At 55.3% G+C, this 12,229-nt stretch carries 13 protein-coding genes; 4 read left to right on the forward strand and 9 right to left on the reverse strand.

Translation table 11 applies throughout. The features are described from left to right. Nucleotides 1-53: 53 nt before the first annotated feature. The 3 genes from ACXLHR_RS02695 (at nucleotide 54) to phaR (ending at nucleotide 3,178) form a co-directional block, all read left to right on the forward strand. The gene (locus tag ACXLHR_RS02695) at nucleotides 54-1,847 is read left to right on the forward strand and encodes a PHA/PHB synthase family protein (protein WP_458790003.1); all 1,794 of its coding nucleotides are present in this window, start codon (nucleotides 54-56) and stop codon (nucleotides 1,845-1,847) included. Between the two features lie 149 nt (nucleotides 1,848-1,996). Beyond that, entirely contained in the window at nucleotides 1,997-2,446 is a 450-nt protein-coding gene (locus ACXLHR_RS02700; RefSeq protein ID WP_458790004.1) for a Phasin, read from the forward strand. Nucleotides 2,447-2,620: 174 nt separating this feature from the next. Beyond that, entirely contained in the window at nucleotides 2,621-3,178 is a 558-nt protein-coding gene (gene phaR, locus ACXLHR_RS02705) for a polyhydroxyalkanoate synthesis repressor PhaR (RefSeq protein WP_458792454.1), read from the forward strand. A 40-nt stretch (nucleotides 3,179-3,218) separates the two neighbouring features. Here the strand turns inward: phaR and ACXLHR_RS02710 are convergent, their stop codons facing one another. The 9 genes from ACXLHR_RS02710 to rlmJ all read right to left on the reverse strand — a co-directional run bounded on the left by ACXLHR_RS02710 (nucleotide 3,219) and on the right by rlmJ (nucleotide 11,379). Then, nucleotides 3,219-4,523 (reverse strand): NAD(P)/FAD-dependent oxidoreductase, encoded by a 1,305-nt coding sequence (locus tag ACXLHR_RS02710; protein WP_458790005.1) that lies wholly within the window; start codon nucleotides 4,521-4,523, stop codon nucleotides 3,219-3,221. Then, entirely contained in the window at nucleotides 4,520-5,878 is a 1,359-nt protein-coding gene (locus tag ACXLHR_RS02715; RefSeq protein WP_458790006.1) for a glutamine synthetase family protein, read from the reverse strand. Before ACXLHR_RS02715 ends, ACXLHR_RS02710 begins: the two co-directional genes overlap by 4 nt. After that, nucleotides 5,875-6,558, reverse strand: coding sequence for a type 1 glutamine amidotransferase (locus ACXLHR_RS02720; RefSeq protein ID WP_458790007.1), 684 nt, complete (start codon nucleotides 6,556-6,558; stop codon nucleotides 5,875-5,877). The genes ACXLHR_RS02715 and ACXLHR_RS02720 overlap by 4 nt, the downstream gene beginning before the upstream one ends. A gap of 76 nt (nucleotides 6,559-6,634) precedes the next feature. Further along, nucleotides 6,635-7,444, reverse strand: a complete 810-nt coding sequence (locus ACXLHR_RS02725; RefSeq protein ID WP_458790008.1) for an ABC transporter permease — start codon at nucleotides 7,442-7,444, stop codon at nucleotides 6,635-6,637. After that, a complete protein-coding gene (locus tag ACXLHR_RS02730; RefSeq protein ID WP_458792455.1) occupies nucleotides 7,444-8,328 on the reverse strand; it encodes an ABC transporter permease in 885 nt (294 codons plus the stop codon). The genes ACXLHR_RS02725 and ACXLHR_RS02730 overlap by 1 nt, the downstream gene beginning before the upstream one ends. A 96-nt stretch (nucleotides 8,329-8,424) precedes the next feature. Next, entirely contained in the window at nucleotides 8,425-9,147 is a 723-nt protein-coding gene (locus ACXLHR_RS02735) for a transporter substrate-binding domain-containing protein (protein ID WP_458790009.1), read from the reverse strand. A gap of 23 nt (nucleotides 9,148-9,170) precedes the next feature. Then, nucleotides 9,171-9,947, reverse strand: coding sequence for an ABC transporter ATP-binding protein (locus ACXLHR_RS02740; protein WP_458790010.1), 777 nt, complete (start codon nucleotides 9,945-9,947; stop codon nucleotides 9,171-9,173). A gap of 172 nt (nucleotides 9,948-10,119) precedes the next feature. After that, nucleotides 10,120-10,554 carry a tellurite resistance TerB family protein gene (locus tag ACXLHR_RS02745; RefSeq protein ID WP_458790011.1) on the reverse strand — a complete coding sequence of 145 codons (435 nt, stop codon included), beginning with the start codon at nucleotides 10,552-10,554 and terminating at the stop codon, nucleotides 10,120-10,122. Between the two features lie 45 nt (nucleotides 10,555-10,599). After that, nucleotides 10,600-11,379: a 23S rRNA (adenine(2030)-N(6))-methyltransferase RlmJ gene (gene rlmJ / locus ACXLHR_RS02750; RefSeq protein WP_458790012.1), complete on the reverse strand. Its 780-nt coding sequence runs from the start codon at nucleotides 11,377-11,379 to the stop codon at nucleotides 10,600-10,602. 90 nt (nucleotides 11,380-11,469) lie between these two features. Between rlmJ and ACXLHR_RS02755 the strand changes: the two genes are divergently transcribed. Beyond that, nucleotides 11,470-12,189, forward strand: a complete 720-nt coding sequence (locus ACXLHR_RS02755; RefSeq protein WP_458790013.1) for a MipA/OmpV family protein — start codon at nucleotides 11,470-11,472, stop codon at nucleotides 12,187-12,189. Nucleotides 12,190-12,229: the final 40 nt, after the last annotated feature.

Here is a 12,229-nt window from a genome sequence, read left to right on the forward strand (position 1 = left end):
TGCATTGTAAAATTACAATGCTGCGACTGCAAACTTAGGGTCTAGGGGTTAATATGACAACAAATGATTCAAAAGATGGCGAAACTATAGGTCCTAATCGTGCTAAATTGGATGCAAATATTGCGCGCATGGAGGAATTGACCCAGCGAATGTTGGCGGCAATGGGCCAGGCGCGTCAGGTGCCAAAGGCGTTGCAAGGGCCCAGTCAGGATCTATATGCAAAGGCTGCTGGTGCCTATATTACTGATATGATGAACAATCCTGCAAAGCTGATTGAACATCAGGTTGCGTTTTGGGGCAAGTCGGTCAAGCACTACATCGAAGCGCAGCACATGTTGACGCAAGGTAAGTTACAGTCTCCGCCCGACGACGCCCCCCGCGACAAGCGATTTACCAACGAGATGTGGTATGTGAACCCCTATTTTAATTTTGTGAAACAGCAATATCTGATTAATTCCGCTGCAGTGCAGCAAGCTGTGGCCGATATCGACACTCTCGACGAGGGTGAGAAGAAGCGCATTAAATTTTTTAGCCAGCAGATCATTGATATGCTGGCACCGACCAATTTTCTGGCGACAAACCCCGAAGCGCTGGCGCTGGCTGCACAAACTGACGGCGAAAGTCTGGTGGCGGGGCTAGAGAACCTTGTGGCGGATCTGGAGGCCAATAACGGTGATCTGGTCATTACTTTGGCGGATAAGAAAGCGTTCAAGGTTGGCGAAAACCTTGGCACCACCGAGGGCAGCGTTGTGTTTCGCAACCGTATGTTCGAGCTGATCCAATACGCGCCGACCACCGAGAAGGTGCATGAAACCCCGCTGGTGATTTTCCCGCCGTGGATCAATAAATTCTACATTCTGGATTTGAAACCGCAAAATAGCTTGATCAAATGGGCGGTTGAGCAGGGGTATACGGTATTTATCGTGTCATGGGTGAACCCTGACGAGAGCTACCGCGACACCACGATGACCGATTATGTCGAGGATGGATTTCTGACTGCGATCGCACAGATCAAAGAGATTTGCGGCACCGAAAAGGTCAACGCGGTTGGCTATTGTATCGCGGGTACCACGCTGGCGCTTGCGCTGGGCGTTATGGATCAACGGGGCGATACATCGGTCAATTCGGCCACCTTCTTTACCACATTGACCGATTTTTCGGATCGCGGCGAAGTGGGGGTGTTTCTGGACAACGACTTTGTTGACGGGATTGAGGCCGAAGTGAGCGAAAGCGGTTTGTTGTCTTCGTTTTATATGTCGCGCACATTCAGCTACCTGAGGTCCAATGACCTGATCTATGGTCCCGCGATCAAAAGCTATATGATGGGTCAAGCGCCGCCTGCATTTGATTTGTTATATTGGAATGGCGATAGCACCAATCTGCCTGCGGAAATGGCGGTGGATTACCTGCGTGGGCTTTGCCAGAACGATAGGCTTGCCACGACGGGGTTCGCGATTGCGGGCACCTCGGTCACGCTATCGGACGTTAAAATACCGGTCTGCGCGATTGCCTGCGAGACCGACCACATTGCGGCCTGGAAAAGCAGCTATCGTGGTGTGCAAAAGATGGGTTCAACGGACAAGACGTTTATTCTGTCCGAATCGGGGCATATTGCGGGGATCGTGAACCCTCCCAGCAAGAATAAGTACGGGCATTATACGCATCAGGATTTGACGCTGTCGCCCGACGACTGGCAGGCGGCTGCAACCAAGAATGACGGGTCGTGGTGGCCGCGCTGGGACAGTTGGCTATCGCCGAAATCAGGCAAGAAAGTGCCAGCGCGCAAAGCCGGAACAGCGAAGCATCCGGTATTATGCGCAGCGCCCGGCACCTATGTCGTGAACTAACTATACGCAACTTATAGGTTATTCGCACTTGCAGCATTTATTATGCTGCAAGTGCATAATTTACTTGAAATGCCGCACTGCAGCATGTATCTAGGGTTCAGAAGAAACAAACAGCGGGGTTTTCCCGCAAAACCCTAAGGATTTTAGAAATGACAACGACTACACCAGATTTCACTGCCGTATTCAAAGACATGATGGGTTCTTTCCCAGTAGACACAAAAGCAATGGAAGAAGCGTTCAAGTCGCAGACAACTTTGGCTGAAAAAATGTCTAAAGTTGCTTTGGAAGCTGCTAACAAGTCATCCGAGCTGTCCGCAAAATGGACACAGGAAACACTGGGCAAATTCGCTGCTGTTGCAACTGCAAAAGCCGAGCCAGCTGACTATGCAAAAGCAACAACAGACTTTGCAACTGCAACCGCAGAAGCAGCGTCCGAGCATATGGCTGCTTTCGCTGAAATCGCGAAAAAAGTGCAGACACAGACAATGGAACTCGTTTTGGCTGCTGGCAAAGACATGTCTGCTGACATGACAACTGCTGCGAAAAAAGTTCAGACAGAAGCAACTGCTGCTGTTCAAAAAGCAACTAACTCCAAGTAATCGGGTTTCGGATATCGGCCTTTTCTCCTCCCGGAGGGTCGATACCGGTTCATGGTTAATCAGCGGTCTGCGTTATGCGCAGGCCGCTTTTTTGTCTGTAACGTAATTGTCTTCCCTTTTGCGCTAGTGCAGCATAGGCTTTCTGCAATGCAATATGTCTTAGGAGGGACTGTCATGGTCGAGACCAAAAAACCGCTCCTTATTAAGCGCTACGCCAGCCGTAGGCTGTATAATACCGAGACCAGCGATTATGTAACGCTGGAAGATATCGCATCGTTCATTCGTGACGGGCGTGAGGTCCAGATTGTTGACCTCAAATCCGGCGATGATCTGACGCGCCAGTATTTACTACAAATCATTGCTGAACATGAAAGCCGTGGCGAAAGCGTTTTGGGCGTCGATATCCTGACCGATCTGGTGCGCAGCTATACGACGCAGGCCTCGTCGGTGGTGCCGCAGTTCTTGACCGCCAGTTTTGAGATGCTACGCGGCGGGCAGTCCAAGGTGATGGAAAATATGACCACTTCCAGCCCGATGGCCCGTATGCCCGGATTTGAAGCAATGCAAGCGCAGCAACAGGCGTTTTTCAAGGCGATGACCGGTGGGTTGTTGCCCGCCGTAGCAACAGCCGAGGCAAAGACCAAAGATGCCCAATCCGCCAGTGATGATCTGGATACCATCAAAGAGCAGCTTGCCGCGATGCAGGAAAAACTGTCGCGCATGGGCAAGTGAAGCCGGCGCGTGGTCTGACCGTGATCCGGTCAGACCTGCGTTAGATGCCTAACCTGTCGCGCATCGCAAACCAAGTCATCGCCAGCGTTAGCAATGGTGCCCGAAATGCACCGCCTCCCGGAAAACTGGGGGTTGGTAACGAGGCTAGCACGTCAAAGCGGCCTGCTTGACCTGCGATTGCTTCTGCCATGATCTTGCCCGCAAAACCCGAGAGCGCCACGCCATGCCCTGAAAAACCTGCGGCTGAATAGATATTGGGTGCGATACGTTGCACGGCGGGCAGGCGGGTTGCGGTGATGCCCAATGTGCCACCCCAAACATAGTCAAATCCGACGCCTGCAAGTTGTGGAAACAGGTTGACCATGCGTTGGTGCAGGGAAGTCTCGATATCTTTAGGAAAGCCGATGGAATAGCTTTCACGTCCGCCGAACAACAGGCGGTTATCCTCGGACAGGCGATAGTAATTGACGACGAATTTGTTATCCGCCACGGCGATATCACGCGCCAGAACCTCGGCAGCTTTGGCACCCAAAGGCGCTGTGGCGCCGATGAAGCTGTTGATCGGCATGACTTTTGCCGCGATTTTCCGCTCGATGCCCGGTAGATAGCCGTTGCCTGCCACCACGACAAATTTTGCATCGACACGTCCTTTGTCGGTGCGGACTTCGGCGCGGTCGCCTTTCACAATTTGATGCACTTCGGAGCGTTCGTAAATCGTCACACCAGCGGCCTCTGCCGCGCGCGCCAGTCCGAATGCGTAGCGCAGCGGGTGTAGATGTCCTGCGCCGTGGTCCAAGGTTCCGCCCTGGTAAAGCGGAGATTTTACGATGTCGGTCAGCTGTGTTTTGTCCAGCATCTCGATTTGGTCATAACCGTAGGTGCGCGCGAGATACTCCGCCTCGCGGTGCTCTGCGATCACATCACTTTGCGCGTAACCGCCATGCGCCACGCCGGATTTATACTGCGCATCAGGCGCGTGGGCCGCTGCGTTGGCGCGCAGATCTGCCTTGGCTTCCTCGGCCATATCCCAAAGCGCGCGCGCGGCACCGTCACCTAGCTGTTTGGTTAGCCACTCTTGCGATTTGTTGTAACCCGATCCGACCTGGCCGCCATTGCGACCCGACGCGCCAAAGCCCGCGCGATGGGCGTCAAGCACGATAACAGACAGCCCTTTTTGCGCCAAATCCAGCGCAGCCGAGAGGCCGGTAAAGCCCGCGCCTATGACACAAACATCCGCCGTCACATGGCCGTAAAGCGGCAAGCGCTCTGCGGGTAGGGGGGTGCTGGCGGCATACCAGCTTTTGGGGAACTGACCTGCGCGATCATTGCGATAGAGCGGGTTCATACGTTTAACAGTAGGTGTTCGCGTTCCCACGGGCTGATAACCTGCAAGAACTCGGTGTATTCGGTGCGTTTCACAATGGAATAAACGCGGGCAAATTCAGGCCCCAGAACGTCGTGCAATTCACTGGCCCCGTCGAACAGATCCAGCGCGTCCGAGAGCGACGCCGCGATTTCGGCGTCGGATTGATAGGCTTCGCCTTCCCAGCGTTTGCCGGGGCGGATCTCGTTCTTCATGCCAAGATAACCGCAAGCCAGCGAAGCAGCGATGCACAGATAAGGGTTGCAATCCATGCCGGGCAGGCGGTTTTCGATGCGCCGTGCATTGGCGTCACTGATCGGAATTCGGATGCCTGTGGTACGGTTATCACGGCCCCATTCAAGGTTCACGGGGGCTGCACTATCGGGGACATAACGGCGGTAGCTGTTCACGTAGGGCGCAATCACCGCGATGGCGCTAGGCATATGTTTTTGCAATCCGCCGATGAAATTATAGAATGCATCGGTTTCGCCACCCTGCGGGCCGGTGAAAATATTACGGCCTTTTGTATCCAGCACCGAGTGATGCACATGCATGGCAGAACCCGGCTCACCTTCAATTGGTTTGGCCATAAATGTCGCAAAGCAATCGTGGCGCAGGGCCGCCTCACGGATCAGGCGTTTGAAGAAAAACACCTCGTCGGCCAGTTTCACAGGGTCGCCGTGGCGCAGGTTGATTTCAAGCTGGCCCGCGCCGCCCTCTTGGGTGATGCCGTCAATCTCGAAGCCTTGGATCTCGGCGAATTCGTAAATGTCGTCGATCACAGGGCCGTAGTCGTCCACAGCGGCCAGCGAATAGGCCTGCTGGCGCGCGGATTTTCGACCTGTGCGGCCAATCATCGGCTCGATAGGCTGGGCCGGATCAAGGTTGCGCGCAACAAGATAGAATTCCATTTCGGGGGCAACAACAGGGGTCCAGCCTTCGGCGGCATAGAGGTCGCAGACGCGTTTGAGAACGTTGCGCGGGCTGACCTCGACGGGGCGGCCTTTTTGATCGTAGGCGTCGTGGATCACCTGTAACGTGCCATCAGCGGCCCAAGGGGCAGCCGTGGCGGTGGACAAATCGGGTTTCAGGATCATGTCGGGTTCAAGAAACCCGTCGGGGCCTGCCGCTTCGCCCCAATCACCGGTAATCGTTTGGAAAAAGATCGAATTTGGCAGGTGAAAGTGCTCGTTTGCCTGTTTTTCCCATTTGGAAGCAGGCACCGCTTTGCCGCGCGCGATACCCGGAAAGTCCGGGATCATGCATTCGACTTCATCAAGCCGGTTTTGCTCCATATAGGTCGTGGCGGCCTGCGGGATTTTATCGGTCCAAGTCATGCGATACGCCTTTCGCGGAAAAACTGTGCGATCATTGTCGCCAGTTTCTGGTTTGCATTCGGTTTGTTCATATTGGCACGGGCGGCGGTTAAAATCGGGTCTGGCACCAGGCCCGGCCCGCGCAGTGTCGCCAAGTCGCCAATTATTTGGTCGCCAAATTCGGGATGTGCTTGCACGGTAAACGCGCGGGTGCCGTAGACCAGCGCGGCGTTTTCACAAAATTCGTTGGAAGCCACGGGGATGGACCCTTCGGCGCGGGTCACTACTTGATCCTGATGCCATGCGTTCAACGCGATGTCTTGCCCTTGCCAGTCATAGGTTTGCCGCCCGACTGCCCAGCCGTCTTTGAACTTTTCGACTTTGCCGCCAAGGGCTTGTGCGATGATCTGGTGGCCAAAACAGATGCCGACCATTGGCACTTCGGCGGCGTAGGCGGCGCGGATAAACTCTTCCAGCGGTGGGATAAACGCGTGGTCCTCGTAAGCGCCATGTTTGGATCCGGTCAGAAGCCAGCCGTCACAGGCGGTGATGGATGCGGGGAACTCCAAGTCTACTACGTTGAAGGTCTGGAAGGTGAAGTCTTCGCCCGCTAGAAGCTTGCCAAACATCGCATCGTAGTCGCCAAGGGTTGCTTGGACTTCATCTGGCGCGTGGCCAGTTTGCAAAATACCGATTTTCATTGAACACCATATGGTTGGGTTGTCGTAGCCTAGCGCGGCTGCGGATATGTGTCGAGGGCCAGTGATCTGGTCTGGATCACCTTATGATTTGTGGCCGGAACCTGAATCTCATGCGCCCGTCTTGCGGCAGGTGCCGGTTCAGCCGCCCGTTGATCACGCCAAAGATCGAGATCACGATCAGGGTCAGGATGATGAAATACATCGCCAGAATCGGATAGGGGACAAAGGGGTTAAACGTCTTGTCAGCAAAATAGTTGGCGTAATACAGTGCATCGCCGCGCTGCTGACTGGCGGGAAAACCGCTAAAGAACACCAGCGTTGTGGCGTGGAACAGAAAAATTGCCTCGTTGGTGTAGGCGGGCCATGCCAGCCGCAGCATTGTGGGCCAGATCACGCGGCGAAAGCGCGACCAGCCTTGCAACCCGTAGGCGTCGGCGGCGTCGGTGTCGCCTTTCGGAATGGATTGAAGTGCGCCGTAAAAGATTTCGGCAGAGTAGGCCGCCGTGTTCAAAAATAGCACAACCAATGCGCCAAGCCATGCAGAGGTCAGCGGCGAAAAAAACGGAATTTGTGTTTTCAGCGACAGGAATAGAAAGTAGGCAAAGAAAAACTGGATGAACAGCGGCGAGCCCCGGAAAATAAAGATAAACCATTCCGAGGGTTTGCGCAGTATCGGAGTGTGCGCTGCTTTGCCCAGTGCGAGTGCTGTGGCGAAAAAGAAGCCTGCAACGAGGGCGGTCAGGCCAAAATATATGTTCCAGATCATGCCCGAGCCGATCAGCGTGAATTGCTGGCACAGGGTGAAATCGCTGCGGGGCAACAAGCGCTCGCCTATGCCTTGCGAGCGCAGCCCGTAGTCGATGATCGTCTGGATGCAGTCTTCCATTATGCTGCTGCCTTCCGCTGGGCTTCGCCTGCTGTTGTGGCCTGGCCGCGTGTCAGCCGCAACATGATCCGGTCAAGCACGATTTCCGACACTTTGGTAAAGCACAGGTAGAACACCAGCAGGAACAGGAAATACCAGATGCGCCAGTCCCCATGCGGATAGTCGGTGAAGTTTGGTGTTTTGGTACCGCCAAGTTCGCGCGCCCAGTAGACGATATCCTCGACGCCCAAGAGAAACAAAAGTGGCGTGGCTTTGATTAAAACCATCCAGAGGTTCGAGAGGCCGGGCAGCGCGTAGACCCACATTTGCGGGACAAGCACACGCCAGAATGTCTGGCGGCGCGACATGCCGTAGGCGTCAGCGGTTTCCAACTGGCCGCTTGGGACGGCGCGCATGGCGCCAAATAGCACGTTCGCGGCAAAAGCGCCGAATACGATCGAGAATGTCAGCATCGCCAGCAAAAAACCGTAGGTTTCATGGATCCACTGCGCGGCATTGCCCAAGGGCATTTTCGCTTGCGCACAGACGACAAAGTCGTTGCCTTGCCGGATCGGCCCGTCCCAATCGGGGCATTTCACCTTATGGCGCAGGTATTCGATGCCTTGATCCAAAGCGATTACAAAAAACAGAAAGAAGGCGATGTCGGGCACACCGCGCACCAAGGCGATATAGGTTTTGCCAAACCAGCGCAGTGGGGTGAAGTGGCTGCGGGCCGCTGTCGCACCACCAAAGCCAAACGCCAAGGCCACGGGGGCGGTAATGGCGAGGAGCAAAAGCACGGTGCCGAATGACCAATACAGCCCCATGTGCTTGCCTGTTGTCAGGTAGCATGAGAACCATTTGGTGCCCTCTAAGGCGGCAGGGTCGGCGCAGTATTCAAAAATGGGGACACCCGTTGTTGGGGTTGGTTTTGTGTTTGTGGAACAAAGTCGCGGAGAAAGGATTGCGCCCCGATCATCTGACCGGAGCGCAGGGTTGAGTTACTCGAACTGGCCGCCTTCTGGAAGCCACTTGGTGAGCAGAGCGTTTAATGTGCCGTCTTCTTTCATCGAGATGATAGCCGCGTCGAACTTTGCTTTCAGCTCGGCGTCGGACTGGCGTAGGCCGATGCCGATGCCGCCACCGATCATGACTTCTTCGGCAACCATCGACAATTCAGCGTCTGCATCGGCCAATGGCACGAGGAAGGATTTGTCGGCAAGAACACCGTCTGCTTCGCCGTTTTTCACAGCCGCGACTGATTCGTCAGGTGTTGCGAATTCAAGCAATGTCGCGCCGGTCGATGCCACATAAGCCGCCTGAATTGTGCCAGCCTGCGCCGCAATCACACCGGTTGTCAGGTCTGTCGCGTCGTTCATCACAAGGAACGCGGATGGATCAGGCAATGTATACTGCTCTGAAAAGGCGATGACTTCCATGCGCTCGTCGGTGACGGACATGCCTGCAAGGATCGCGTCGTAGTTACCCGATACAAGGTTAGGGATGATGCTGTCCCACTCGTTTGTGACCCATTCGCAGGTCAGTTCGGCGCGCGCGCATAGCTCGTCGCCCAGCTCGCGCTCGAGGCCATCAACCTCGCCTGCATCGTTGAGGAAGTTATATGGAGGGTAGGCGCCCTCTGTGCCAAGACGCACGACATCTTGTGCCAGCGCGCCGCCAGCGGTCAGTGCCAGAACAGCAGTCGAAAGGATAAGGTTTTTCATCAGGTATCTCCCGTTTTGATGAGTTAGGCAGGAGCGGTTGCGGATAGAAATCCTTGCAAACGCTCGGTTTTTGGAGCCCCGAAGAGTGTTTCGGGTGGCCCTTCTTCTTCGATTTTCCCCATGTGGAGGAAAACGACATGGTCACTGACGTCGGCGGCCAGACGCATGTCGTGGGTCACGATAATCATGGTCCGACCTTCAGCGGCCAAATCTTTGATAACTTTGATAACCTCTTGCTCCAGCTCGGGGTCCAGCGCGCTGGTCGGTTCGTCAAATAACAGCGCTTTGGGTTCCATGCACAGGGCGCGGGCGATGGCGGCCCGTTGCTGTTGGCCCCCTGACAACATGGCCGGATAGGCATCGCATTTGTCGCCGATGCCAACCTTATCGAGGTATTGGCGCGCGCTTGCTTCGACGTCAGCGCGGGGGCGGCCCAACACGGTGAGCGGCGCTTCCATGACGTTTTGCAAAATTGTCATATGCGCCCAGAGGTTGAACTGTTGGAACACCATCGCCAAGTTGGTCCGGATGCGGGTGATTTGCGCGCGGTTCGACGGGCGCCGGTTCAATCCGTCCCCTTTCCACGTTACTGGTTCACCGCAAAACAACACGTCGCCTTGCTGGCTGTCCTCTAGCAGATTGGCACAGCGCAGCAACGTGGATTTGCCCGACCCTGATGAGCCGATCAGCGATACAACGTGACCCGCAGTAGCCGTGATATCGACGCCTTTCAGCACCTCCAACGCGCCGTAGGATTTATGCAGATCACGAATTTCGATAACGGGAGTTTCAGGGGTCACTGGCAGCCACTTAAATTGTTGCGCTAAAAACACGATGATTGTTGTGCTGTGCAGTAGGGCGCATTTCTTACAATAAAGCAACGCCTTGATAGTACTTTACCTAGCGTAATGCATTAATCAATGCCGCAACCCAGCGTGAGATCAGCTTTAAGTAGAGTGAAGGCGAACCCGCTTACTTGCGTTCTTCGATCCTGATGCGGGCGGCATGACTATCCTGATCGGTCACACCCAACATCGGGGCAATCATGCGCATGAGGCTATTCTCGATTTCGTCACGCGCACCATCAGCCAGCACAATTTCCCACATCGCGGCAATGACAGCGCGGCGATCCTCGTAATCGACGGCATCTTTGATCGCACGGGTGAAGCGGACGGTATCGGGGGCTTCGCGTTCCAGCGCCTCGCATTCGGTGCGCAGGGCGGTGGGATCACTCAACCCGTAACGCGCCGCGAGTATTGCATCAATGCGGGCGATCTCGACCGCGGCGTAGTCGCCGTCAGCGCGGGCGAGCCGCACAAGCAGCGCACCCAGCGCCAAACGGGCGTCAGTATCGGGAAGTCGGTCAGGGGCGGGGGCGGTCAAGCGCCGGATCAAATCTGTAAACATGGGGGGTATATAGGGGCAGAAATGGGACAGGCAAACCCGCAAGCGTTATTTCAGTGTTTTGAATTTACCTGCCAGCCATGCCGCCTGTTCGCTAAAGCCGTAGGGTGCATTGATGACAAACATGCCAGAGCCCACCATGCCGTGACCTGCGCGGGCAGGGGGGAAGCGGACTTCGCTCGCGGCGGCCTCAGGGAACAGCGTGTTTAATGCCATCATCATTGGCCGGTGGCGCGCGTCTTCCAGTATCGGATACCAGAGCGCCAGAATTCCGACCGGCCACTTGCGGTGGATTTTGCGAAAGAAATCAGGGATATCCTCGTAGTCGGATTTTATCTCGAAGGACGGATCAACCAGCAACATGCCGCGGCGCGGATCAGGGGGGCAGCGCGACATTGCCATTTGCCAGCCGTCCAGATTGTGACAGCCGACTGCCTGATGATACATCATCTGCGATAATTCTTCGAACTCGCCGGGGTGCAATTCGGCGACATCAATCTGGTCGATATCGCGCAGGAGATGCGCCGCCACCATTGGTGATCCGGGGTAGGCGTCACTGCCGACCTCTTCGCGGACCGCTTTCAACACGCGCGCATAAGGATGTTCTGGCGCGAACCATTTTTCCGCCAGCGCAATGCCGCGCGCGGCCTCGCCGGTTTTCAACGCCGCATCACTGCCCAGATCATATAACGCACGGCCAGCGTGGGTTTCGATGTACGATAGCGGTTTATCCTTACGGGTCAGGTATTCCAGCATCCACGCCAGCAATGCGTGCTTGTGCACATCTGCCATATTTCCCGCGTGATACCCGTGTTGATATGACAGCATTCCGGTCACCTTTCGTGAAGCGTTGCGCTTGTTTGCGACGATATTTTCTATACAGTCCCTACTCAAACAAACATGCAGGGGCCACCCGAAATGCGAATCCTCGTTCTTCCCTTGATCGTCGCGGCCACATCTGTTGGCGCGCAAGATGCCTATGACGCGCGGGGGCTGGGATTTACACTAGGTCTCGGGGCTGCGTCCAAGCCTGAGTATTTCGGCTCTGCGGACAGTAATGTCGGGCCATCCGGCAGCTTTTCTCTAGATTACCTTAATTTTGGTCCGTTCAGTTATGCTGGTGGCGAAGATGCCGGAGGTTTCAGGTTCAAAGGCAGCGTTGGCTATATCGGCGAGCGCAAAGCGGCGGACTACCCCGAACTTGCAGGGCAAGACGACGTTGATATGGCATTAGAGGTTGGCGGCGGCTTTGCCTATTCAACCGATATGGCAGAAATTTATGCGGTTGGACGCTACGGCGTGATCGGCCACGAAGCCTATGTTGGCGAGGTGGGGGCTGATCTGATCTTGCAACCTTCGGCACAAATGGAAATGCGCTTTGGACCTCGGCTATTTTTTGGTGACGACAGCTATACCGAGACCTATTTTGGCACCGGTGCCGGAACGGCGAAAGGCGGATTGCTATCACGCGGTGTCGAGGCCAGCATTTCCTACAACTTCAGCGATAATTGGGGCGTTATGGGCACCGTTAACTACGATGAATTGCTCAATGACGCGGCGGACAGCCCGATTGTCCAAGACACAGACCAGCTCGGCGTCAGTGTTGTTGTGACGCGCAAGCTGTCCTGGACCTTCTAGGCGGGGCATTTAAAAAAGGGACGTTCAAATAAGAGGGACG

Source organism: Yoonia sp. MH D7, assembly GCF_054439475.1.

Bases quoted from the DNA above. Each gene is read 5' to 3' on its own strand.
- ACXLHR_RS02720 (WP_458790007.1), bottom strand. From the start codon at position 6,558: ATGAAAATCGGTATTTTGCAAACTGGCCACGCGCCAGATGAAGTCCAA.
- ACXLHR_RS02725 (WP_458790008.1), bottom strand. From the start codon at position 7,444: ATGGAAGACTGCATCCAGACGATCATCGACTACGGGCTGCGCTCGCAA.
- ACXLHR_RS02755 (WP_458790013.1), top strand. From the start codon at position 11,470: ATGCGAATCCTCGTTCTTCCCTTGATCGTCGCGGCCACATCTGTTGGC.
- ACXLHR_RS02745 (WP_458790011.1), bottom strand. From the start codon at position 10,554: ATGTTTACAGATTTGATCCGGCGCTTGACCGCCCCCGCCCCTGACCGA.
- ACXLHR_RS02735 (WP_458790009.1), bottom strand. From the start codon at position 9,147: ATGAAAAACCTTATCCTTTCGACTGCTGTTCTGGCACTGACCGCTGGC.
- phaR (WP_458792454.1), top strand. From the start codon at position 2,621: ATGGTCGAGACCAAAAAACCGCTCCTTATTAAGCGCTACGCCAGCCGT.
- ACXLHR_RS02715 (WP_458790006.1), bottom strand. From the start codon at position 5,878: ATGACTTGGACCGATAAAATCCCGCAGGCCGCCACGACCTATATGGAG.
- rlmJ (WP_458790012.1), bottom strand. From the start codon at position 11,379: ATGCTGTCATATCAACACGGGTATCACGCGGGAAATATGGCAGATGTG.
- ACXLHR_RS02710 (WP_458790005.1), bottom strand. From the start codon at position 4,523: ATGAACCCGCTCTATCGCAATGATCGCGCAGGTCAGTTCCCCAAAAGC.
- ACXLHR_RS02700 (WP_458790004.1), top strand. From the start codon at position 1,997: ATGACAACGACTACACCAGATTTCACTGCCGTATTCAAAGACATGATG.
- ACXLHR_RS02695 (WP_458790003.1), top strand. From the start codon at position 54: ATGACAACAAATGATTCAAAAGATGGCGAAACTATAGGTCCTAATCGT.